The organism is Ensifer sp. Root954 (assembly GCF_001429005.1).
Classification (GTDB): domain Bacteria; phylum Pseudomonadota; class Alphaproteobacteria; order Rhizobiales; family Rhizobiaceae; genus Ensifer; species Ensifer adhaerens.
This window is the reverse complement of sequence record NZ_LMJM01000022.1, coordinates 57,985-81,185: the sequence shown is the minus strand read 5'-3', so window position 1 is coordinate 81,185 and position 23,201 is coordinate 57,985. Positions and strand designations below refer to the sequence as shown.

The 23,201-nt window shown below is 61.6% G+C and carries 23 protein-coding genes; 15 read left to right on the top strand and 8 right to left on the bottom strand.

Features of this window, described 5'->3' with window-relative positions:
* Positions 1-240: 240 nt before the first annotated feature.
* The 3 genes from rho to hemE all read right to left on the bottom strand — a co-directional run bounded on the left by rho (position 241) and on the right by hemE (position 3,271).
* Positions 241-1,506, bottom strand: coding sequence for a transcription termination factor Rho (gene rho, locus ASE71_RS12480; protein WP_089044254.1), 1,266 nt, complete (start codon positions 1,504-1,506; stop codon positions 241-243).
* A gap of 194 nt (positions 1,507-1,700) precedes the next feature.
* Positions 1,701-2,243, bottom strand: a complete 543-nt coding sequence (hemJ, locus tag ASE71_RS12475) for a protoporphyrinogen oxidase HemJ (protein WP_113544635.1) — start codon at positions 2,241-2,243, stop codon at positions 1,701-1,703.
* Positions 2,240-3,271, bottom strand: a complete 1,032-nt coding sequence (gene hemE, locus ASE71_RS12470; RefSeq protein WP_060521522.1) for a uroporphyrinogen decarboxylase — start codon at positions 3,269-3,271, stop codon at positions 2,240-2,242. The genes hemJ and hemE overlap by 4 nt, the downstream gene beginning before the upstream one ends.
* A 407-nt stretch (positions 3,272-3,678) precedes the next feature.
* Here hemE and ASE71_RS12465 point away from each other — a divergent pair, with 407 nt between their 5' ends.
* From ASE71_RS12465 to dnaQ, 5 genes are read left to right on the top strand one after another with little or no spacing between them, the layout of a single operon-like run.
* Complete coding sequence (locus ASE71_RS12465; protein ID WP_034800138.1) at positions 3,679-4,500, top strand: pyruvate, water dikinase regulatory protein; 822 nt, start codon at positions 3,679-3,681, stop codon at positions 4,498-4,500.
* A 31-nt stretch (positions 4,501-4,531) separates the two neighbouring features.
* Positions 4,532-5,131 (top strand): Maf-like protein, encoded by a 600-nt coding sequence (locus ASE71_RS12460; protein ID WP_060521587.1) that lies wholly within the window; start codon positions 4,532-4,534, stop codon positions 5,129-5,131.
* Complete coding sequence (locus ASE71_RS12455; protein ID WP_060521523.1) at positions 5,124-5,981, top strand: shikimate dehydrogenase; 858 nt, start codon at positions 5,124-5,126, stop codon at positions 5,979-5,981. Before ASE71_RS12460 ends, ASE71_RS12455 begins: the two co-directional genes overlap by 8 nt.
* Positions 5,981-6,583, top strand: a complete 603-nt coding sequence (gene coaE / locus ASE71_RS12450; protein ID WP_060521524.1) for a dephospho-CoA kinase — start codon at positions 5,981-5,983, stop codon at positions 6,581-6,583. The genes ASE71_RS12455 and coaE overlap by 1 nt, the downstream gene beginning before the upstream one ends.
* The gene (dnaQ, locus tag ASE71_RS12445; RefSeq protein WP_060521525.1) at positions 6,576-7,280 is read left to right on the top strand and encodes a DNA polymerase III subunit epsilon; all 705 of its coding nucleotides are present in this window, start codon (positions 6,576-6,578) and stop codon (positions 7,278-7,280) included. Before coaE ends, dnaQ begins: the two co-directional genes overlap by 8 nt.
* 62 nt (positions 7,281-7,342) lie before the next feature.
* On the opposite strand, the gene secB is transcribed toward dnaQ, so the two are convergent.
* Both secB and ASE71_RS12435 read right to left on the bottom strand, forming a co-directional pair.
* A complete protein-coding gene (gene secB, locus ASE71_RS12440) occupies positions 7,343-7,840 on the bottom strand; it encodes a protein-export chaperone SecB (protein WP_060521526.1) in 498 nt (165 codons plus the stop codon).
* A 181-nt stretch (positions 7,841-8,021) separates the two neighbouring features.
* On the bottom strand, positions 8,022-8,519 hold the full coding sequence (locus tag ASE71_RS12435; RefSeq protein WP_060521527.1) for an FxsA family protein: 498 nt from the start codon (positions 8,517-8,519) through the stop codon (positions 8,022-8,024).
* A 130-nt stretch (positions 8,520-8,649) separates the two neighbouring features.
* On the opposite strand from ASE71_RS12435, the gene ASE71_RS12430 reads away from it, so the two are divergent.
* From ASE71_RS12430 to gyrB, 5 genes are all read left to right on the top strand, one after another.
* Positions 8,650-9,354 (top strand): Tim44/TimA family putative adaptor protein, encoded by a 705-nt coding sequence (locus ASE71_RS12430; RefSeq protein ID WP_034800130.1) that lies wholly within the window; start codon positions 8,650-8,652, stop codon positions 9,352-9,354.
* A gap of 15 nt (positions 9,355-9,369) precedes the next feature.
* Positions 9,370-10,473: a murein transglycosylase A gene (locus ASE71_RS12425; RefSeq protein WP_060521528.1), complete on the top strand. Its 1,104-nt coding sequence runs from the start codon at positions 9,370-9,372 to the stop codon at positions 10,471-10,473.
* Complete coding sequence (locus ASE71_RS12420; protein ID WP_034800123.1) at positions 10,466-11,035, top strand: Smr/MutS family protein; 570 nt, start codon at positions 10,466-10,468, stop codon at positions 11,033-11,035. The genes ASE71_RS12425 and ASE71_RS12420 overlap by 8 nt, the downstream gene beginning before the upstream one ends.
* Entirely contained in the window at positions 11,032-11,409 is a 378-nt protein-coding gene (locus tag ASE71_RS12415) for a helix-turn-helix domain-containing protein (protein ID WP_034800122.1), read from the top strand. Before ASE71_RS12420 ends, ASE71_RS12415 begins: the two co-directional genes overlap by 4 nt.
* A 135-nt stretch (positions 11,410-11,544) precedes the next feature.
* Positions 11,545-13,980 carry a DNA topoisomerase (ATP-hydrolyzing) subunit B gene (gene gyrB, locus ASE71_RS12410; RefSeq protein ID WP_034800121.1) on the top strand — a complete coding sequence of 812 codons (2,436 nt, stop codon included), beginning with the start codon at positions 11,545-11,547 and terminating at the stop codon, positions 13,978-13,980.
* Positions 13,981-14,044: 64 nt separating this feature from the next.
* Here gyrB and ASE71_RS12405 read toward each other — a convergent pair whose 3' ends face one another.
* On the bottom strand, positions 14,045-14,641 hold the full coding sequence (locus ASE71_RS12405; RefSeq protein ID WP_060521529.1) for a nitroreductase family protein: 597 nt from the start codon (positions 14,639-14,641) through the stop codon (positions 14,045-14,047).
* Between the two features lie 246 nt (positions 14,642-14,887).
* Between ASE71_RS12405 and gabD the strand changes: the two genes are divergently transcribed.
* Positions 14,888-16,342: an NADP-dependent succinate-semialdehyde dehydrogenase gene (gene gabD, locus ASE71_RS12400; protein WP_060521530.1), complete on the top strand. Its 1,455-nt coding sequence runs from the start codon at positions 14,888-14,890 to the stop codon at positions 16,340-16,342.
* Between the two features lie 127 nt (positions 16,343-16,469).
* Positions 16,470-17,276 (top strand): 4-hydroxy-2-oxoheptanedioate aldolase, encoded by an 807-nt coding sequence (hpaI, locus tag ASE71_RS12395; protein WP_060521531.1) that lies wholly within the window; start codon positions 16,470-16,472, stop codon positions 17,274-17,276.
* Here hpaI and ASE71_RS12390 read toward each other — a convergent pair.
* Both ASE71_RS12390 and ASE71_RS12385 read right to left on the bottom strand, forming a co-directional pair.
* Entirely contained in the window at positions 17,270-18,358 is a 1,089-nt protein-coding gene (locus tag ASE71_RS12390; RefSeq protein WP_060521532.1) for a D-mannonate oxidoreductase, read from the bottom strand. The two genes, hpaI and ASE71_RS12390, sit on opposite strands and share 7 nt — an antisense overlap.
* A 20-nt stretch (positions 18,359-18,378) precedes the next feature.
* On the bottom strand, positions 18,379-19,257 hold the full coding sequence (locus ASE71_RS12385) for a GntR family transcriptional regulator (RefSeq protein ID WP_060521533.1): 879 nt from the start codon (positions 19,255-19,257) through the stop codon (positions 18,379-18,381).
* Between the two features lie 218 nt (positions 19,258-19,475).
* On the opposite strand from ASE71_RS12385, the gene ASE71_RS12380 reads away from it, so the two are divergent.
* The 3 genes from ASE71_RS12380 to ASE71_RS12370 all read left to right on the top strand — a co-directional run bounded on the left by ASE71_RS12380 (position 19,476) and on the right by ASE71_RS12370 (position 23,193).
* Positions 19,476-20,981, top strand: a complete 1,506-nt coding sequence (locus ASE71_RS12380) for a UxaA family hydrolase (RefSeq protein ID WP_060521534.1) — start codon at positions 19,476-19,478, stop codon at positions 20,979-20,981.
* 35 nt (positions 20,982-21,016) lie between these two features.
* Positions 21,017-22,036 (top strand): aldo/keto reductase, encoded by a 1,020-nt coding sequence (locus ASE71_RS12375; protein ID WP_060521535.1) that lies wholly within the window; start codon positions 21,017-21,019, stop codon positions 22,034-22,036.
* A 167-nt stretch (positions 22,037-22,203) separates the two neighbouring features.
* Entirely contained in the window at positions 22,204-23,193 is a 990-nt protein-coding gene (locus tag ASE71_RS12370; RefSeq protein WP_034801640.1) for an ABC transporter substrate-binding protein, read from the top strand.
* Positions 23,194-23,201 lie beyond the last annotated feature (8 nt).

Sequence of the window (23,201 nt, the reverse complement as noted above, 5' to 3'; positions counted from 1 at the left end):
GGTCGGCGTGCTTATGCCGAAAGAATGCCGAAATTTCAAGGCCTCGCCGTATCCTCGTATTTCACGGTGCGCACGTGTTTCACGTGAATCAGCAGAAACGGTGTCTGTCTGATTGCGGGCCTAGTCGGAGATTGTTGCGAAAACCGAATCGAATGACCGGAGAATCCGGCTAAGGTTTCGAAACGAGAAAACCGGCCGACGCGTGGTCGACCGGTCCCAAAGTCGGATGATGAACGCGTCTTAGGTGTTCATCGAGTCGAAGAAATCGCCGTTGTTCTTCGTCTGCTTGAGCTTGTCGATGAGGAACTCGATCGCGTCGGTCGTGCCCATCGGCGCCAGAATACGGCGCAGCACGAAGATCTTTTGCAGATCCTGGCGTGGAACGAGCAGGTCTTCCTTACGCGTACCGGACTTGAGAATGTCCATCGCCGGGAAGATGCGCTTGTCGGCGACCTTGCGGTCGAGCACGATTTCCGAGTTGCCGGTGCCCTTGAACTCTTCGAAGATGACTTCGTCCATGCGGCTGCCGGTGTCGATCAGCGCCGTCGCGATGATCGTCAACGAGCCGCCTTCTTCGATGTTACGGGCGGCACCGAAGAAGCGCTTCGGGCGCTGCAGAGCATTGGCGTCGACACCACCGGTCAAGACCTTGCCCGATGACGGAACAACGGTGTTGTAGGCGCGGCCGAGGCGGGTGATCGAGTCAAGCAGGATCACGACGTCACGGCCGTGTTCCACGAGGCGCTTGGCCTTCTCGATCACCATCTCGGCGACCTGTACGTGACGGGTCGCCGGCTCGTCGAAGGTCGAGGACACGACTTCGCCCTTCACCGAGCGCTGCATGTCCGTCACTTCTTCGGGACGTTCGTCGATCAGGAGAACGATCAGGTAGCATTCCGGATGGTTCGCGGTGATCGAATGGGCGATGTTCTGCAGGAGAACAGTCTTACCGGTGCGCGGCGGAGCGACGATCAGGCCGCGCTGGCCTTTGCCGAGTGGCGCAACCAGGTCGATAACCCGGGCCGACAGATCCTTCGAGGTCGGAACGTCGAGTTCCATCTTGAAGCGCTCGTTCGGGTAGAGCGGCGTCAGGTTGTCGAAGTGAACCTTGTGACGGATCTTTTCCGGATCATCGAAGTTGATGGTGTTGACCTTGAGGAGGGCGAAGTAGCGCTCGCCTTCCTTCGGTCCGCGGATCGGACCCTCGACCGTGTCGCCGGTCTTCAGCGAGAAGCGGCGGATCTGGGAGGGCGAGATGTAGATATCGTCCGGACCGGGGAGGTAGTTTGCATTCGCCGAGCGCAGAAAGCCGAAGCCGTCCTGGAGCACTTCAACGACGCCTTCACCGATGATCTCGATATCCTGGGCCGCGAGCATCTTGAGGATTGCGAACATCAGCTCCTGCTTGCGCATCGTGCTGGCGTTCTCCACTTCGAGCTCCTCGGCGAAAGCGAGCAGATCGGTCGGCGTCTTGTTCTTGAGTTCTTGTAGCTTCATTTCAGCCATGAAGGATCCATGTTTGGTATGGGTAGTGGGGAGATGGCGAGTATTCGTTAGGGAGCTGCAGCAGGAAGGGGCAGGCTCTTGTCTTTGTCACAAGCCATGAAGAGGAGATGGCAGAAAATAGCGATTCACGTGAAACCCTGCAAGGGGCTGTCGCAAATTAGAAACGCCTATGACAGGCCGCAAATCGATTAAATTCAGAATGGCTTCACGACGACCATGATGACGATGAGGATCATCAAGAGGGTAGGCGCCTCGTTCATCAACCGCCAATAGCGCGCATCGTGCCTGTTCTCGTCGCGCTGAAAGGCGCGCACAGCACGGCTGAAACGCATGTGGACACCGGTCAGCAGCACCACGAACAGAAGCTTGGCATGCAGCCAGCCACCCTGGAAGCCATAAACGCTCCAGGCCAGATAAAGCCCGAGTACCCAGGAAATCATCATGGCCGGGTTCATGATGACCTTCAGGAGCCGCAACTCCATCATCTTGAAGGTTTCCGACTGTGCGGAGGCGGGTTCCGCATCCGTGTGGTAGATGAACAGCCTGGGCATGTAGAGCAACGCCGCCATCCAGGACATCACGGCGATAACATGCAGCGCCTTGATCCAGAGATAGAGGTCATCCGGGCGCCAGACGAACAGACCGACGAGAAGCGCCACGAACGCACCAAGCGCGATCGCTGCCCTGAGCCGCGCCCTGTTGCCCGGCGCCCGGTCGGTCTGCTTCTCCGCCATCACCGCGCTCCACGAACCCGGGCAACCAGCGCCGAGACATGATCGGGATCGGCCTGCGGCGTTATGCCATGGCCGAGATTGAAGATCAGCGGACCGTGACCGAGTGCGTCGAGAATGCGGTCAATGCCTTCCTCAAGCGCCACGCCGCCGGCAACGACCCGCATCGGATCGAGATTGCCCTGTATCGGCCCTTCCTTCTGCAGATCCTTCGCAAAGGAAAGCGGAACGGTCCAGTCGAGACCGATCGCGTCAGCACCGGTCGCCTGCCGATATCCGTTCAACAGCTGCCCCGCGCCCTTCGCAAAGGCGATGATCCTTGCCTGCGGCCGCTGCGCCCGAACGGAGGCGATGATCCGCTGCACCGGCTTGACGGCGTAGCGGGCGAATTCCTCCTCACCGAGAACACCTGCCCAGGAATCGAAGATCTGCACGGCATCGGCGCCGGCATCGATCTGTCGCACGAGATATTCAGCCGATACATCCGCCAGAAAGGCGAGCAGATGATCGAAGGCTTCGGGATTGCGATACGCGAAGAGACGGGCAGGGGCCTGGTCCGGCGTCCCCTGTCCGGCGATCATATACGTCGCAACCGTCCAGGGAGCGCCACAGAAGCCGATCAGCGTCGTTTCCGAGGGAAGCTCTGCGCGCAACCGCGAAACCGTCTCAAAGACCGGCTGGAGGTGTTCAGCGATGCCCTCAGGCTTCAGGAGACGGATACCATCAGCATCGATCGGATCCATTCGTGGCCCATGGCCTTCTTCGAAGCGCACGTTGCGTTTCAGCGCATCGGGAATGACCAGGATGTCGGAGAAGAGAATGGCGGCATCGAAAGCGTAGCGACGGATCGGCTGCAACGTGACCTCGACTGCGAGATCGGGCGTGTAGCAAAGATCGAGGAAGCTTCCGGCTACGGCGCGCGTTGCCCTGTACTCGGGCAGGTAGCGTCCCGCCTGGCGCATGAGCCAGATCGGAGGAGGTGACACCGTCTTCCCTGCCAAAACCTCCAGAACCTTTCTGCGTGTTTCGGTCACGGATCGTCTCTCCCAATTAAAAATCAAAGATATTTAGAAGGTTTCTATTTCTTAGAGTCGGTGGGTATCAAGGATTAAAACAACGCACTGACTTGTCCACGACCGGCGATCACGACGCCCAGCGAAGGGACAATGAGTTCGATCTCTGGAAAAACAGCGTGGTCAATCTCAGAAAGGCATTTTGAATCAGTTCTTTAAGTCGCGTTCGATTTTTGACGCGCCTGTGGAAAAGAAGTTGATATCCGTGACACTTTGTCCGCGCCGTGAGTCTTGTCCACATCCGCCGCGAAACAATGTCCGCCGCAGCCCCAATTGTGAATAACTCGGCTGTTTTCCACTTGCCTGGATCCAGGCCCCGTCGTTAGCTGTGTTTCATCCCGGCTTGTCAACAGCACCAGGAGAATTGCGTGGAGAACAAGAAAAACTACTTCCACCTTCACCTGATTTCGGACTCAACGGGCGAGACTCTGATTGCGGCCGGGCGCGCCGCCGCGGCCCAATTTCAAAGCTCGCATGCGCTCGAGCACGTCTATCCGCTGATCCGGAACCGCAAACAGCTGCTGCAGGTTCTCGACGCGATCGACGGCGCACCGGGCATCGTTCTCTATACAATCGTCGACCGCGAACTCGCCGATATCATCGATCGCCGTTGCCGCGAGATGGGCGTCCCTTGCGTCTCCGTGCTGGATCCCATCATCGACCTCTTTCAGTCCTATCTGGGATCCCCGTCGCGGCGGAGATCCGGTGCTCAGCATGTGATGGATGCGGAATATTTCGCGCGCATCGACGCGCTCAATTTCACCATGGACCATGACGACGGTCAGCTGCCGGCGGATTTCGACGACGCGGATGTCGTCCTCATCGGCATCAGCCGGACGTCGAAGACGCCGACCAGCATCTATCTCGCCAACCGTGGCATCAAGACAGCGAACATCCCGATTGTCCCCGGCGTACCGTTGCCTGAAAGATTGATGGAAGCGACGAAGCCGCTCGTCGTCGGGTTGATCGCGACGGCCGACCGTATCTCGCAAGTGCGCCAGCACCGGGTGCTCGGAACGACGCAAGGCTTTCACGGCGATGAGTACACCGACAAGGCCTCGATCACCGAGGAACTGAAATATGCCCGGTCGCTCTGTGCGCGCAACAATTGGCCGGTCATCGATGTCACCCGCCGTTCGATAGAGGAAACGGCAGCGGCAATCGTTGCCCTGCGTCCACGTCTGCGTTAGAGCGGATTCGAACAATTCGGGAACTTGAATGATGACATCTTCGCTCGTCCTGGCTTCGGCCAGCCCGTTTCGCCGGGCGCTCCTGGAGAATGCCGGCCTGGTCTTTGAAGCGAAGGCGGCCGAGATCGACGAGCGCGCGCTGGAAAAGCCGCTCGAGGATAAAGGCGCTGCGCCCGAAACCGTTGCGCTCGAACTGGCGGAAGCAAAGGCACGCGATGTCGCCAGGTATTTCGCAGACGCGCTGGTGATCGGATCCGATCAGACAATGTCATTGGGGTCGCGGGTCTACCACAAGCCGAAGACCATGGCGGAAGCTGCCGCACATCTGCTTTCACTCTCCGGCCAGACGCACCGCCTGAACAGTGCCGTCGTCCTTTTGCGTGGCGAAGACGTCATCTGGCGCCATGTGTCTTCCGCCCACATGACCGTGCGCCCGCTGACGGCAGATTTCGTCGAGCGTCATCTAGAGCGTGTCGGCGAAAAGGCGCTTTCGAGCGTCGGCGCCTACCAGCTGGAAGGCGAGGGCATCCAGCTCTTCGAAAAGATCGAGGGCGACTACTTCACCATCCTCGGTCTTCCGATGTTGCCGCTGCTTGCCAAACTCCGCGAACTGGGAACGATCGATGCGTGATTCACGTGAAACATTTGTTAACCACGCCTTCGTCACCGGCTATCCGATCAAGCATTCCCGGTCGCCGCTGATCCATGGGTATTGGCTGAAACAGCTCGGTCTGCCCGGCAGCTATCGCGCGCACGAGGTCAAGCCGGAAGAATTCGCCGCCTTCATTGCCAGCCTCAAGGACGGGACATCCGGTTTCTGCGGCGGCAATGTGACCATCCCCCACAAGGAAGTGGCCTGTCGGCTGGTGGATCAGCCGGATGAGCTCAGCCAGGAACTCGGCGCCGCCAACACGCTGTGGGTTCAGGACGGAAAGGTGCATGCCACCAATACCGACGGCCGCGGCTTCGTTGCCAACCTCGACGAGCGGGCGGCCGGCTGGGACCGGACGTCGACGGCAGTCATTCTCGGCGCCGGCGGCGCAAGCCGGGCGATCATCCAGGCTGTTCGTGATCGCGGCATCAAGACGATCCATGTCGTCAATCGCACCGTCGAACGGGCGCAGGAACTTGCCGACCGGTTCGGTCCGGCGGTGGAAGCCCATCCGATGGGCGCACTCAAGGACGTGATGACCGGCGCAGGCCTGTTCATCAATACCACCTCGCTCGGCATGGACGGCAGCGAAGCACCGGCGATCGACTTCGGCGTTATGGCTTCGAGCGCAGTCGTCACGGATATTGTCTATGTTCCGTTGAAGACGCCGATCCTGGCGCAGGCAGAGGCGCAGGGCTTTGCGATCGTCGACGGTTTGGGCATGCTTCTGCACCAGGCGGTGCCCGGCTTCGAACTCTGGTTCGGCTGTCGGCCGACGGTGGACGCCGACCTTCGACAATTGATTATCGACGACATGGACAGGCACTGATGATTATCCTTGGGCTCACCGGATCGATTGCCATGGGAAAGTCGACGACCGCCCAGATGTTTCGCGACTTCGGCGTCCCGGTGAACGATGCCGACGAGGTCGTGCATCAGCTCTATAGCGGCGAGGCGGTGGCGCCGGTGGAAGCGGCGTTTCCCGGAAGCACGAAAGATGGAAAAGTCGATCGCGCCGAACTCTCGCGCCAGCTCATGCAGGCGCCGGAACGGCTGCGCGAGCTTGAGGCGATCGTCCATCCGCTGGTGCGCGGCAAGGAGCAGGAGTTCCTCGCGGAAAACCAGGCCGCCAGCGCGCCCTTCGTCGTCCTCGACATTCCTCTCCTGTTTGAAACGGGTGCGGACAAGCGGGTCGATCGCGTCGTCGTCGTGACCTGTTCGGCCGAGCTGCAGCGCCAAAGGGCGCTGAAGCGCCCAGGAATGACCGAGGAAAAACTTGCGATGATCCTTGCGCGTCAGGTGCCGGACAGCGAAAAGCGTAAACGCGCCGACTACATCATCGATACCAGCGACAGTTTCGACGTCACCCGGGGCCAGGTGAAGGCCGTCGTCGACCAACTCGCAGCCAGCAACGGAGACGCGGATGCGTGAGATCATCTTCGATACGGAAACGACAGGCCTCGACAATCGCGAGGACCGGGTGATTGAAATCGGCGGTGTCGAGCTCGAGAACCAGTTTCCGACCGGCCGCACGCTGCACATCTACATCAATCCCGGCAACCGCAAGGTTCACCCGGATGCGCTCGCCATCCACGGGATCACCGACGAATCCCTGAAGGACAAGCCGCCATTTGCCGATGTGGTCGACCAGATCCTCGAGTTCTTCGGCGACGCGCGCTGGGTCGCGCACAACGCCACCTTCGACATGGGCTTCATCAACGCCGAGTTTGCGCGTCTGGGCATGCCGCCGATCGCCATCGAGCGGGTGACCGACACGCTGGCGCTTGCCCGCCGCAAACACCCGATGGGGCCGAACTCGCTGGACGCGCTTTGCCGTCGCTACGGTATCGACAACTCGCACCGCGCCAAGCACGGCGCGCTTCTCGACTCCGAACTGCTGGCGGAAGTCTACATCGAGATGATCGGCGGCCGTCAGGCAGCACTCGGCCTTGTGTCCAGCAGATCGACCGATCAGGCAATCGAACTCGACGACGCGCCGATCCTTATCGGCCAGCGTCCGCGTCCCTTGCCGAACCGGCTCTCGGAGGCGGACCTGGCCGCCCACGCGGCGTTGATCGCGAAGATCGGCGCCAAGGCGATCTGGGCAAAATACGACCCCCAGGACTAAGGCAGATACGAAAAAGCCCGGCACATTGGCCGGGCTTTTCGTTTCAGCAATCTGAAATTCGATCAGTTTGCGGTTTCGTTCGAAACCTGGGCGCGGACCTTTTCTTCGGCCATGCGCTGAGCGAACATCTGCGCGAAATCGATCGGATCGATCATCAGCGGCGGGAAGCCGCCGTTGCGGGTTGCGTCGGCAACGATCTGACGGGCGAACGGGAACAGCAGGCGCGGGCACTCGATGAAGAGCAGCGGCAGCATGTGCTCCTGCGGGAAGCCGGCAACGCGGAAGACGCCGCCATAGGCGAGCTCGACGTTGAACAGGACGCGGTCGCCGTCCTTGGCTTCTGCGTTCAGCGAGAGCACGACGTCGAAATCGTTCTCTGCGAGCGGGTTGGCATTGACGTTGACGTTGATATTGATCGACGGCGCCTTGTCACGGGCCTGCAGCGAACGCGGCGCGCCCGGGTTTTCGAAGGAAAGGTCCTTGATATACTGGGCGAGGATGTTCAGCGTCGGGCTCTGCTGCGCGCTGCCGTTGCCGTTGGATGCGGTATCAGTCGTCATAAGGGTTCCTCGACAAAAATAGGTGAGGCCATCTAGCATTTCGGCCTAGGGCTTACAACCCTGCGGGCCTGGCGCTTTCCAGCGGGCGCTGGGTTTCTGCTCCAAGCGGAAAGCTGAAAGCATGCTCCGGAATATGGGCGATAGAGTGCCGTTCGCGCATTCTGTCACCGTGGCCTCTTGGCTAGGGCTGGCGGCGATCGCCGACCTGCGGCGGATCCTCGTCGTCCGTTCGCGAGAATTCGCCCTCATCGAGATCGATGACGCGCGGCGAGGGGCGCGGTTCGTGCGGCCGTGTCCAGCCGGCACCGGATGCCGCGGTCACGATCGTCATTCGCTTGCGCAGGAAACCGGCAACCGCATTTCGAACGAAAGGCAGAAACAGCAGGAGGCCGATCACGTCGCTGACGAAGCCCGGCACCACCAGCAGGATCGCCGCGACGAACAGCAATGCGCCGCCAAGCACCTCCCGGCCCGGGTCGCTACCGTTGCGCGTGGCGTCCTGCACTCGCCGAATGACGGTAAATCCCTGGACTCTCAGCAGGATAACGCCGACAAATGCACTGGCAAGAACCAGCAGCAACGTCATCAGGAGGCCGATCTCCCGGCCGACGACGACAAAACCGGCGATCTCGGCCAGCGGAAGCCCGAGGATGGCAAGGGGGATAAGAAATGAACGCATCGATGCTGCCCGAAAATGAAACCTGGTGTCACATCCCCGTCTAAGGGTGCGACATCGCCATTTGAATGATCTATCCTTGCGGACTATATGGAATAGCCACGAGAAATTCTAACAGCGGTTCCGGGTGGAAATGGGCTCTTTTGACTTCATCACGTTTTTTTTCCTGATCGCCGCGGTGGTCATTTTCCTCCAACTGCGCAGCGTCTTGGGCCGCCGGACCGGGAGCGAGCGGCCGCCGTTCGATCCGTATTCGCCACGCGACATGAGCCAGGGGCCGGAAAACGGCGACAAGGGCAAGGTCGTGCAGCTGCCGCGCCGCGAGAATGCGGACGAAGAAGCAAACCGCTACGAAATGATCGACGCTTTCGCCAAGACCGGAACGACGCTCAACACCCAGCTGCGGGCGCTGAGCGACGCGGATCAGGGTTTCGATCCCAAGGAATTCGTCAACGGCGCCAAGATGGCCTACGAGATGATCGTCATGGCTTTCGCGGACGGCGACCGAAAGACGCTGAAGAATCTGCTGTCCCGCGAGGTCTATGAGGGCTTCGACGCGGCGATCACCGATCGCGAGCGCAAGGGCGAAGTCGTCAAGTCCACCTTCGTCGGCATCGACAAGGCAGACATCATTCACGCCGAAGTGAAGGACAGCGAAGAGAACATCACCGTTCGCATCGTCAGCCAGCTGATTTCGGCGACGTATGACAAGCAGGGCGGTTTGATCGACGGCGACGCCGAGTCGGTTGCGGAGGTCAACGATCTCTGGACCTTCGCGCGCGACATTCGTTCGCGGGATCCGAACTGGAAGCTGATCGCCACCGAATCCGAAAACTGAGCGGACGCGGTACCCATGTCCTATCGACTTGAGCCAGCCCGTTTCGCCGAGCTTCCGGGCTGGCAACATGATGATCCGATCGCGGTGATCGAGGCGATGCGTCGCTGTCACCAGCATGTCTCGACGGCCAAACCCTATCGCACGGGCTCTCTCGGGATTTCAGTCGACGATCTTTTGCCGGTCTTCTCCGCCTCGCGGCAGCAGGTTGGTAGCGGAGAGAACGCACGGGCGTTTTTCGAAGCGCATTTCGTCCCCTTCCGGATCGTGCCCGAAATGGGTTCCGGTTTTGTCACGGCCTTTTACGAGCCCGAGATCGATGTTCGCGCCGAAGCGGACGAGACCTATCGTTATCCGCTCTATCGACGGCCGGTCGATCTGGTCGATGTTCACGATGGCAACCGGCCGGAGGGGATGGATCCCTATTTCGCCTTCGGTCTCTCCGAGGGTGGCCGGATCAGCGAGTATCCGGACAGGCAAGCGATAGAGCAGGGCCATCTGGCCGGACGCGGCCTGGAGATCGCCTATGCGAAGTCCAAGGTCGAGGTCTTCTTCGTTCATGTCCAGGGTGCCGCACGGCTCCGCTTCCCGGATGGTTCGCGTCGCCGCGTCACTTATTCGGCCAAGACCGGGCACTATTTCTCAGCCGTTGGCAAATTGCTGATCGAGCGCGGCAAGATCGATGCCGCCACCGTTTCGATGATGAGTATTCGCGACTGGCTGGAAGCGCATCCCGAAGAGGTCGATGAGGTTCTCTGGCACAACCGGTCATTCATCTTCTTCCGCGAGGCAGACGTCGAGGACGAGCGGCTGGGGCCGATTGCCGCCGCCAAGGTCTCGCTCGAACCGAACCGCTCATTGGCAGTTGATCGGCTGATCCACACCTTTGGCGTTCCTTTCTTTATCGCGAGCGAGAGCCTGACGCGGCTCGATGACGGAAAACCCTTCCAGCGTCTGATGCTGGCGCTCGATACCGGCTCGGCGATCGTTGGCCCGGCTCGCGGCGATATCTTTACCGGATCCGGTTTCGAGGCCGGTGAGCGGGCCGGAGCGGTTCGCAACGCAGCCGACTTTTACGTCTTCGTTCCCAAGGCGGCCGCGGCCCGTTACGGCCATGGCTAAGGACAAGAAACTCTCGGCCGAGGATCGCATTCTCTGGGGCAAGGTTGCCCGTTCGGCGAGACCGATGGCCGGTCGGCTCGCCGACCTGATGGAGATTCTGGCCGAGGACGAACAGGCAAAACCTCCGGAAGAGGCGAAGGGCAAGCAGCGGCCGCAACAGCCGGCAACAGCTCTCGAGCAGCCGGGCATAGCGCTGACGAAGAAGCTCGGCGAAAAAGTGCACCATCCACTGGAGCGGCCGGTCAAGCGCAAGCTGGCAAAGGGGCACCTGGTGCTTGAGGGCCGGATCGACCTGCACGGCATGATCCAGAGCGAAGCGCACGGACTTCTTCTGCAGTTTCTGCTGCGGGCGCACGAGCGGGGGCTGCGACATGTGCTCGTCATTACCGGCAAGGGCACCTCGTTCGGCAGCGACGGCGCCTTGAAGCGGGCGGTGCCACTCTGGTTCTCGCTTCCCGAATTCCGGCCGCTGATTTCGTCCTATGAGCCGGCCGCCCGTAACCATGGCGGCGACGGCGCGCTCTACGTCCGCCTGGCGCGGGTGAGAGGCAGCGCGCTATGACGCCCTTCGGCCAGGCTCTGCGCGACCTCAGGCGCCGCAAAGGCGTGTCGCAGAAGGAGATGGCAAAGGCGATCGGCGTCTCGGCCGCTTATCTCTCGGCGCTCGAGCATGGAAAGCGCGGTGCGCCGAGCTTCGACTTCCTCCAGCGCGTCACCGGTTACTTCAACGTGATCTGGGACGAGGCGGAGGATCTGTTCCGCATTGCCAACGTCTCCTCGCCAAAAACGGTGCTCGACACGTCGGGTCTGACGCCGGAGCACACGGCCTTTGCCAACCGATTGAGCGAACAAATTCGCGCTTTGTCTCCGGAGACGATCCGCAAGCTGCAAGATGTTTTGGAAAAAGCCACATTTCCTGATAATGACAGGGGATGAACGCTTGTTTCCGGCCGCCGCGCGGCGGTCCGGGATTTGGAACCCTGGACAAATTTTCTATAGTCCAAGAGGCGTCCGAGACGTGATTCGCAACGAATCACCATGTCCGAAGAACCTGGAAAGACCCGTAGCTGAATGACCGACAATCCTGAGACCGAAACCGGCGCCAGCGCCGAATATGGTGCCGATTCCATCAAGGTGCTGAAGGGCCTGGATGCCGTACGCAAGCGGCCGGGCATGTATATCGGCGACACCGACGACGGCTCCGGTCTGCACCACATGGTGTACGAGGTGGTGGACAACGCGATCGACGAAGCGCTTGCGGGCCATGCCGACATCGTGACGGTGTCGCTCAATCCGGACGGCTCGGTGACGGTAACCGACAACGGTCGCGGCATCCCGACTGACATCCATAAGGAAGAGGGCGTCTCGGCGGCCGAGGTCATCATGACCCAGCTGCACGCCGGCGGTAAGTTCGACCAGAACTCCTACAAGGTTTCGGGCGGCCTGCACGGCGTCGGCGTGTCGGTGGTCAATGCGCTTTCGGTTTCGCTCAAGCTGAAGATCCGGCGCGCAGGCAAGATTCACGAGATGAGCTTCACCCACGGTGTCGCTGACGGCTCTCTCGCCGTTACCGGCGACGCCGGCGATGAGACCGGGACCGAGGTGACGTTCCTGCCGAGCAGCGAGACCTTCACCAAGACCGAGTTCGACTACAACACGCTCGAGCACCGCTTGCGCGAACTCGCGTTCCTGAATTCAGGCGTTCATATCATCCTCACCGACAAGCGCCATTCGGACATCCGCCAGGACGAGATGATGTACGAGGGCGGTCTTGAGGCCTACGTCGCCTATCTCGACCGCGCGAAGAAGCCGCTGGTGCACAAGCCGGTATCGATCCGCGGCGAGAAGGACGGCATCACCGTCGAAGTGGCGATGTGGTGGAACGACAGCTATCACGAAAACGTGCTCTGCTTCACCAACAACATCCCGCAGCGCGACGGCGGCACGCATATGGCGGGCTTCCGTGGCGCGTTGACCCGGCAGGTCACGTCCTATGCCGATACGTCCGGCATTACGAAGAGAGAAAAGGTCACGCTCCAGGGCGAGGACTGCCGCGAAGGCCTGACGGCCGTACTCTCGGTCAAGGTTCCGGACCCGAAGTTCTCGTCGCAGACCAAGGACAAGTTGGTGTCGTCGGAAGTGCGACCGGTGGTCGAAAGCCTCGTCAACGAGGCGCTCAGCACCTGGTTCGAAGAACATCCGACCGAAGCCAAGATCCTCGTCGGCAAGGTGGTCGAAGCGGCCGCTGCCCGCGAAGCTGCCCGCAAGGCGCGCGAACTGACGCGCCGCAAGGGCGCGCTCGACATCTCGTCGCTGCCGGGCAAGCTGGCGGACTGCTCCGAGCGTGACCCGGCAAAGTCCGAAGTCTTCCTGGTGGAAGGCGACTCGGCGGGTGGTTCGGCCAAGCAGGGCCGGTCGCGCGAAAACCAGGCGATCCTGCCGCTGCGCGGCAAGATCCTAAACGTCGAGCGAGCGCGATTCGACAAGATGCTGTCGAGCCAGGAAATCGGTACGCTGATCACCGCGCTCGGCACGTCGATCGGCAAGGACGAGTTCAACGCCGACAAGCTGCGTTACCACAAGATCATCATCATGACGGACGCCGACGTCGACGGCGCCCACATCCGCACCCTGTTGCTCACTTTCTTCTTCCGGCAGATGCCGGAACTGATCGAGCGCGGGCACATCTATATCGCCCAGCCGCCGCTCTATAAGGTGACGCGCGGCAAGTCGGCGCAGTATCTGAAGAACGAGCAGGCGCTTGAAGACTACCTGATTTCGATGGGTCTCGAGGAAGCGACGCTGCAGCTTGAATCGGGCGAAGTCCGCGCCGGGCAGGACCTGCGCGAGGTGATCACCGATGCCCTGCGCTTGCGTAACCTCATGAACGGGCTTCACTCGCGCTATAATCGGGCGATTGTCGAGCAGGCGGCCATCGCCGGCGCGCTGAACGTCGAGCTCAACGGCCAGCGCGACGAGTACGAAAAGACCGCCGCCGAGATCGCACGTCGCCTCGACGTGATCGCCGAGGAAACCGAGCGCGGCTGGACCGGCACAGTTACCAGCGAAGGCGGGTTGCGGTTCGAACGCATGGTTCGCGGCGTCAAAGAATTCGCCGTACTCGACATGGCGCTGATCGGTTCGTCCGATGCCCGCTATATCGACCAACTGGCGTCAAAGTTGAAAGAGATCTACTCGGCACCGCCGGTTTTGCGTCGCCGTGACGGCGCGCAGGAGGTCAGCGGCCCGCGTGCGCTTCTCGACGCGATCTTTGCCGCTGGCCGCAAGGGCCTGTCGATGCAGCGCTACAAGGGTCTGGGTGAGATGAACGCCGAGCAGCTCTGGGAAACGACGCTCGATCCGAACGTCCGCTCGCTGCTGCAGGTCCGGGTCACCGACGCCACCGACGCGGATGGCCTGTTCTCGCGTCTGATGGGAGACGAGGTTGAGCCGCGTCGCGAGTTCATTCAGGAGAATGCGCTGAGCGTCGCAAACCTCGACATCTGATCGAGGCCTATGCAGAGATAAAAAGAAAATCCCGGCCTCAGAGCCGGGTTTTTTTGTTGGTGCTTCATTCGCCCTTGAACTGCCCCTCGAAGGCGAATTCGCCGACCGGCTTGCGTTGGCTCGGGATTTCGCGTGCGCGCAGATCGTCCGGCAATGTCGAGGAATCGGCAAGCCGGCCGATCGCAACGGCGGCTTCGACCCGGTAGTGCTCGGGAACATTCAGGGCGTGCATCGCCCTGTCGCGATCGATACCGGCCATGCCATGGGTGTGCCAGCCCGCGAGCGAGGCCTGCAAAGCGAGGCTGTACCAGGCCGCCCCAGTGTCGAAGGCGTGGGTATAGGCATGCCGCATCTCGCCGTTCTGCGCTGCATTATGCGTTCTTGAAATCACGACCAGAAGTGCTGCCGCGTTCTTCGCCCAGCGCTGGTTTCCCTCGTCGAGCGTGTCGAGCAGCACCGGGAAGCGATCTGTGCCGCGGCGCGCATAGACGAAGCGCCAGGGTTGCCGGTTGCTGGCAGACGGCGCCCAACGCGCCGCTTCGAAGAAGGAAAGCAGGGTCTTTTCGTCGATTTCCTCATTGGTGAAGGCGCGGGGCGACCAGCGCTCGATGAACATAGCATCGATCGGATGGTCAGCTTTTCTGTTGTCGGTCGCCGTCATGGACAAGCCTCTTCTCGGTGTCGCGTGAACCTGGGAACGCCGCTGGACCGACTGGTGGCCCATGGTTTGATTCGTTTCGAACGCTACATGAGGACGGATGGCGAAGAAACGGGTTGGATGCATGGAAACGTGAGCGCCCGCGCGCCTTGTGCGCCTCAGGAAATTGCAGAAACGGCGACTCGAGGTCATTGCCGTTTCCAAGAAAAAAGTTGTATAAGTTCTGTAGGATTTGAGAGAGGACGGATCATGTCGTTTAAAGACCCATCATTGTTTCGCCAGGCAGCCCTCGTTGGCGGCGAGTGGATCGAGGCGGACGCGGCAAACGCGATCGAGGTGAACAACCCGGCGACGGGCGAGATCATCGGCCGGGTGCCGAAGCTCGGCGCCAAGGAAACCAGGGCTGCGATCGAGGCCGCGCGCGTGGCCCAGAAGACCTGGGCAGCGCGCACGGCCAAGGACCGCGCCGGCGTGCTGCGCAAGTGGTTCGAGCTGATGATCGAGAACAAGGACGATCTCGGCCGCATCCTGACCCTGGAGCAGGGCAAGCCGCTCACTGAGGCGACCGGCGAGATTGTCTACGGTGCAAGCTTCGTCGAGTGGTTTGCCGAAGAGGCGCGCCGCATCTATGGCGACCTGATCCCCGGCCACCAGCCCGACAAGCGCATCCTGGTCATGAAGCAGCCGATCGGCGTCGTTGCGGCGATCACGCCCTGGAACTTCCCCAATGCGATGATCACCCGCAAGGCCGGCCCGGCCTTTGCCGCCGGCTGCGCCATGGTGTTGAAGCCGGCTGCCCAGACGCCGTTCTCGGCGATCGCCATTGCGATCCTTGCCGAGCGTGCAGGCCTGCCGAAGGGCCTGTTCAGCGTCATCACCGGTTCTGCCCGCGAGATCGGCGCCGAGATGACCTCGAACCCGGTCGTGCGCAAGCTCACCTTCACCGGCTCGACAGAGGTGGGGGCCGAACTCTACCGCCAGAGTGCCGCCACCATCAAGAAGCTCGGGCTGGAACTCGGCGGCAATGCGCCGTTCATCGTCTTCGACGATGCCGATCTCGATGCCGCAGTCGAAGGCGCGCTGATCGCCAAGTTCCGCAACAACGGCCAGACCTGCGTGTGCGCCAACCGCATCTATGTGCAGGACAAGGTCTATGATGCCTTCTCCGACAAGCTCGCCAAGGCGGTCGCCAAGCTGAAGATCGGCAACGGTCTCGACGAAGGCGTGATCCTTGGCCCGCTGATCGACAAGGCGGCGCTGGAAAAGGTCGAGGAGCACATCGCCGATGCGACGTCGAAGGGCGCACGCGTCATCCAGGGCGGCAAGCGCCACACGCTCGGCGGCACCTTCTATGAGGCGACGGTTCTGGCCGACGTCACCCAGGCGATGGCGGTTGCACGCGAGGAAACCTTCGGGCCGGTGGCCCCGCTCTTCCGCTTCACCGACGAGGCGGATGTGGTCGAGCAGGCAAACGACACCGAGTTCGGCCTTGCCTCCTATTTCTACGCCAAGGACCTGGCGCGGGTGTTCCGGGTCGCCGAAGCGCTGGAATACGGCATGGTCGGCGTCAACACCGGGCTGATCTCGACGGCGGAAGCGCCGTTCGGCGGCGTCAAGCTTTCCGGACTTGGCCGCGAGGGCTCGCGCTACGGCATCGAGGAGTTCACCGAGATCAAATACGTCTGCCTCGGCGGCGTTGCGTAAGATACGGTACCCAATCTGAAAAACCGGCCGGAAAGTTCTGGCCGGTTTTTTTCTTTGCCGGTAGAAATCTCGTGATTGCGGGATTGAGGCATCGCTCGTCCCGTCGCATAGCAGGAGGAGACGACCCATGCCGGCACCGAAGAACCCTTTCAAAGCAGCCCTGCGCGAAAACCGCTTCCAGCTTGGGCTCTGGGTGGCGCTAGCCAGCCCCTATGCGGCCGAAGTGGTGTCCGGCAGCGGCTATGACTGGCTGCTCATCGACGGCGAACATGCGCCGAACGATATCCCGCTGCTGTCGGCGCAGTTTCGTGCCGTCTCCGCATCGGCGAGCCACCCGATGGTTCGCCTGCCGGTGGGCGATACCGTGTTGATCAAGCAGATCCTCGATACCGGCGTGCAGACCCTCCTGATCCCGATGGTCGAGAGCCTGGCGCAGGCGCAGCAGTTGGTGCGCGCCACCCGCTATCCGCCCCATGGTATTCGCGGCGTCGGCGCCGCCCTCGGGCGGGCCTCGGAGTTCGGCCGCATCGGCGACTATCTTCAGACCGCCGGCGACGAAATCTGCCTGATCCTGCAGATCGAGAGCCGCGCAGGTCTTGCCGCCATCGACGAGATTGCCGCGCTCGATGGCGTCGACGGCCTCTTCATCGGCCCCTCCGATCTGGCCGCCGACATGGGTTACCTCGGCAAGCCGGGTCATCCGGAGGTGCGCGCGGCGATCGCCGACGCGTTCGAGCGCATCAAGAGGGCCGGCAAGGCGCGGGGCATCATGACGCTCGATCTCGAGCAGGCGCGAGACTATCGCGAGATGGGCGCCGATTTCATGGCGATCGGCACGGATGTCACCTCGCTCGTGCGCGCGACGACGGCATTACGCCAGGAGTTTCTCGGTGAGGCGACGTCGGTTCCGAAAAAGCAGGAATCCGGCTACTGATCGCAGATTGCCTGGAGCTCGGGCATGGCTACGCCGGGGCTCCAACGCCGCAAATCGACGATCCGCCGTTCGATCTTTTCGCGATGATGATTGGCGATATCGCCTAGGCGGTGGTTGAGGAACGGGTTTCTGAAGCGTTCCAGCGTCGCGGTCACGTAGTCTGCCGCTTCGCTCTCCAGGCCTTTTGCGGCAAAGGCGGGCATCACTTCGGATTGGTAGATTTTGTCCAAGTGTGCGGCAATGCCGGGGTCGGCCAGGATTTCCCGAACGGTCTCGTTCTGGTCGCGACCTTGCCTAAGCCAGAGCTCTGCGAGTACCGTGTGGCCGAGATTGAGAATGTGAAGCTTCAGCTTCTCGTAAGGCGTCAGGTCATCCACGAGCTTCACGCACGGATGGATGCAAGGGAGCCGCAGGCCGGACTGGTTTTCGATCGCCCAGAGCGCATAAGGTTCGGCAATTGCACCGGCAGGCTCGAGCGGCTCGGAGACGATGCGGTCGACCAGCGTGTTGGCCCAGACGACATCCTTGTCCAGCCAGTCGATAAAGGCGCTGTTTCCCATCCGCTCCGCCGCGAGCCGCAGCATCAGCGCCTTCAACACGTCGCCGTTGCGCGACACGAGCTCGCAAGGAAGAATCGTCAGCGGGCGTCGCGCCGCGTCGAAACGCGCCTTCAAGAGCAGGAGCAGCTTACCCGGAAAGGAAAGCGGAATGTCGGTTATCAGGTCGTTGTCGCCGACCTGGTAACCCGTATCGCCGGTGTTGGAGATCAGGATTTCGGCTTCCTCGGCGATAATCGCCCGGATCTCGCCCCAGTTTTGAGCGGTCGAAAGCGCGCGCGCCACGCTTGTCACTTGCTGCGTCGCGTCGATCGTCTCGCCTTCCTGGATGCCACGGATGATGACGGGAAAGCCTTCCGGCCGGGCAAGGGCTGCAAGGCGTCCAGACCGTTCGCTCGACCCTGTCGTTTGCACGATGGTGATCGGACCGGGCGCTTCCCCCTTCGTCAACGCTTCGCTGATGAAGAGATCGGCATGCGCCTGAAGAAAGCGGCTTGTCCCGAATTGCACGATCGGCGTCGGCATGCATAGGCTCCGATAGCTGGCTATGGAATGGATTGGAGAAGGGTTTCGCGAGCGGACTGAAGGTGTCGCCGGCAGGCCTGTTCCGCCTTTGCCGGGTCGTGCGAACGCAGTGCTTCGATATAGGCGAGGTGTTCTTCGAGCGCGCGGGCGTTGCGCTGGCGGGCATTCGTCTTGTTCCACTGGTAGTGATAGTGGAAGACGATCGCGATGATGTCGTAGAAATCGACGATGAACCGGTTGCTCGATGCCTTGTGTACCAGCAGGTGAAACTGCTCGTCGAGCTCGGAGAACTCCCGGTAGCGATTGTCGATGTCAGCGAGGATGTCCCGGTGCAGGGCCTCGATTTCCCGAAGCTCTTCCCAGGCCGGATGGTCGCCGGGCAGGGAGACGAAGCGCGCGGCCGAGCGCAGTTCGAACATCTCGCGCACTTCCGTCAGTTCCAGCGCGAATTCGCGGGTGAAACCCTTGAGGATCCAATGGCTGTTCGGCCGCTTCTCGATCAGGCCGAAGCGGCTGAAGCGGATCAGGAACTCACGCACGCTGGTCGTGCCGGTTCCAATGTCGCGCGCCAGTTCCAGTTCGTTGATCTGCATGCCCGGTTCGGCGCCGCCGGCGAGAATCCGGCGCATGAAGCTGCGCTCGATGATCTCGGCGAGTGAATCCGTCTCTTCCGTCGGAAAATAATCGTCGGGCCGGGGTTGTCGCAGCACGCTCTTTTTGCGCTTGTCCCAGGCAATCAGCTGCAGTTCCTCGAAGCGGCTGAGGATCGCGCGCACCGTCGTCCGGCTGACGCCGAGCATCTGTCCGAGTTCTGGCTCGGAGGGCAGCGAGGATGTGTCCGCCAGCAACTTCAGGCAGCGGTTATAGGCATCCTTGAAGACGGTGTTCTGCTTTGCCATGGGCTTCGTCCGGATCGTTCGAAGTTTTCTGCGCTTACGCGGAAGGCTCCTCTATCCCGTCGCTCCGGTTTTGTCTGCGTCTGTCATCCACATCTGTTCCTCCCAAGTCGCTCCGGGGCGTCTCGGCCTGCCGCCGATGTTTTCGCTATAATACCCATTGACGGCTATCTGTCTATTGTAGATAAAAGACAGAACGAAAATCATTTGGGAGAAACCGGGTGTCTGCGCCGTCCACCATCCTGCTCGCACCGGAGGACAATGTCGTCGTGGCGACGCTGGCGATTGCCGCTGGCGACGCCCTGCCGAACAATGTTCATGCAGCAGCGAAAGTCGATGCCGGCCACAAGATCGCGATCCGCCCGATCCGCGCCGGCGAGCCGGTCGTGAAATACGCCCAGGCGATCGGCCGGGCGACCGCCGATATCGCGCCGGGCGACCACGTGCACTCCCACAACCTCGCCTTCGACAAGGATCGCTTGGCGATCAGCCCACAGGGGGTGCCGGAAGCGGCAAGCGATGCCGACAAGGCCCGCACCTTCATGGGCTATCGAAGAGGTGATGGCCGGGCAGCGACGCGCAACTACATCGGTGTCGTCGCCAGCGTGAACTGTTCCACCACGGTCTGTCGCGCCATCGCCGAGGAGGCGAACAGGCGCATTCTCCCGAGATATGAGGGTATCGATGGTTTCGTGCCGATCGTGCACGATCAGGGCTGTGGCATGTCCTCGACCGGCGACGGCATGGCCAATCTGCACCGAACCCTCGCCGGCTACGCCCGCCATGTCAATTTCGGCGGCGTTCTGATGGTCGGCCTCGGCTGCGAGGTCAACCAGTTGACGCTCTATGGCCAGAGCGGCGCCGGCGCGGAGAAACGTCATTTCAACATCCAGGAAGCCGGCGGCTCGCGTCGATCCGTTGAAAAGGCGCTGGGCATTCTCGAGGAAATCGCGGCTGAAGTCGGCAAGGAACGCCGTATTGCGATCCCGGTCAGCGAGATCATCGTCGGTTTGCAATGTGGCGGTTCGGATGGGCTTTCGGGCATCACCGCAAATCCGGCGCTGGGTGCTGCGGTCGATATCCTTGCCGCGGCCGGCGGCACGGCGATCCTCTCCGAGACTTCGGAAATCTATGGCGCCGAGCACCTGTTGCGCAGCCGTGCAGTCAACGAAGCGGTGGCGCTGAAACTTGATGGGCTGATTTCCTGGTGGGAGAGCTATGTGGCGATGCATGGCGCCTCGCTCGACAACAATCCTTCGCCGGGCAACAAACGTGGTGGCCTGACCACGATCCTCGAAAAATCGCTCGGTGCCGTCGCCAAGGGCGGCCGCTCGCCGCTGAACGCGGTCTACCGTTATGCCGAACGCGTCACCGAGCACGGGCTCGTCTTCATGGATACGCCTGGCTACGACCCGGTATCGGCCACTGGCCAGGTCGCCGGCGGCGCCAATGTCATTGCCTTTACCACCGGTCGCGGCAGCTGTTTCGGCTGTCGGCCCGCGCCGTCGATCAAGCTTACCAGCAACACGGCGCTCTACCGGGCGATGGAAGAGGACATGGATATCGATTGCGGCGTGATCGCTTCGGGGGAGGCGAGCATTGCCGGGCTTGGCCGCGAGATCTTCGACCTGATCATCGAGACCGCTTCGGGCCGCAAGACCAAGAGCGAGCTTTTCGGCTACGGCGATAATGAGTTCGTGCCCTGGCATCTGGGCGCAACGCTCTAAGTACGTAAGGCATCCTTGGAGGAGGAAACGGGGAAATGCAGACGAGACGGATCGGTCGAACCGACCTATCGGTGACCGAGTTTAGCTTCGGCGCCGCCGGTCTTGGCGGCCTCTACCGCGAATGCACCCGCGAGTCGGCGATGGCGACCCTGGACGCTGCCTGGCAGTCGGGCATGCGCTACTTCGACGTTGCGCCCTTCTACGGCCTCGGCCTTGCCGAGCGCCGCGTCGGCGACTTCCTGCGCGATAAGCCGCGCGACCAGTTCGTGCTCTCCACCAAGGTCGGCCGTCTCCTCCATCCGGTGCCGCAAGACGAGGTGCCGGACTATTCCTATGTGAAGCCGCTCAATTTCGACGTCACCTACGACTACAGCTATGACGGCATCATGCGCTCCGTCGAGTTCAGCTACGCCAGGCTCGGGCTCAACCGCATCGATATCCTCTATGTGCATGATATCGGCGTCTATACCCATGGCGCCGCCCGCAATACGATCTATCTGCGGCAGTTGCTGGAGGGCGGCCTCAAGGCGTTGGAGGAGCTGAAATCCTCGGGAACGATTGCGGCCTATGGTCTTGGCGTCAACGAAGTGCCGGTCTGTCTCGACGTCCTGCGTCAGGCCGATCTCGACTGCATCCTGCTCGCCGGGCGTTACACCTTGCTCGACCGGTCGGCTGTCGCCGAACTGCTGCCGCTCTGCGAGAAGAAGCAGACTTCGCTCGTCGTCGGCGGGGTCTTCAATTCGGGCATCCTGGCGACGGGACCGGTCGAAGGCGCGCATTTCGACTACATGCCGGCAACGGAAGATATCCGGCAAAAGGTCGGTGCCATGGACGCGGTCGCCCGCGGCATGAACGTGCCGCTTGCCGCACCCGCCATGCAGTTTCCGCTCGCCAGTCCGCAGGTCGCCTCGGTGCTGCTCGGCACCGCCAAGCCGCAGAGCCTGGCGCGGAACATGGCGCTCGTCGAGCACCGGTTTTCCGCCGCCGATTTCGCCGCCTTCGAGCCGTTCACACTGGTCGCACCGGAGCTCGGGGACGAGCCTGTTCGGGTTTAACGGACGGCACTAAAGCGCCGCCCGAAATGCTGTTCCGGCAGCTTGCCAAGCCGGGATTGTCGTATTAGCATTCCAATATGTTTTTTATCGATAAAAGGTCGATAAGCCAGCACCTGCGATCGATCTCCAAGAAGTGGAACACGGTGCACCAAGAGGAGAAACCTGGGATGAGCATTCTGAAAAGCAGCCTTACCCGTCGCGCCTTTACCGCCTTGGCCGGCGCCGCGATGATCGCCGGCATGTCGCCGGTCGCCTCCTTCGCACAGGACGTGACGATCCCGATCATCGTCAAGGATACCACGTCCTTCTACTGGCAGATCGTGCTCGCTGGCGCCCGCGCCGCCGGCAAGGATCTCGGCGTCAACGTACCGGAACTCGGCGCTCAATCCGAATCCGATATCAACGGCCAGATCAGCATTCTCGAGAACGCGGTTGCGGGCGCGCCGGCTGCCGTCGTCATTTCGCCGACGGAATTCAAGGCGCTCGGCAAGCCGATCGACGAGGCGGCAAAGGCCGTTCCGATCATCGGCATCGACTCCGGTGCCGACTCCAAGGCCTTCTCGTCGTTCCTCACCACCGACAACGTCCAGGGCGGCCGCATCGCTGCCGATGGTCTCGCTGCGGCGGTCAAGGAAATGAGCGGCAAGGAAGAGGGTGAGATCGCCATCATCACCAGCCTTCCGGGCGTCGGCTCGCTCGACCAGCGCCGCGAAGGCTTCCTCGATCAGGTCAAGACCAAGTATCCGGGCTTCAAGGTCGTCGTCGACAAATATGCCGACGGCCAGGCGACCACCGGCCTCAACATCATGACCGACCTGATCACCGCCAATCCCAACCTTGTCGGCGTCTTCGCGTCCAACCTGATCATGGCGCAGGGTGTCGGCCAGGCAATTGCCGAAAACAAGCTCGGCGACAAGATCAAGGTGATCGGCTTCGACAGCGACGACAAGACGGTCGGCTTCCTCAAGGAAGGCGTTCTGGCCGGTCTCGTCGTTCAGGATCCCTATCGCATGGGTTATGATGGCGTGAAGACGGCGCTCGCGGTCTCGAAGAAGGAGAAGGTCGAGGCGAATGTCGATACCGGCGCCAATCTGGTGACCAAGGCCAACATGGCCGAGCCGAAGATCGACGCTCTCTTGAACCCGAAGGTCAAGTGACGACGGCT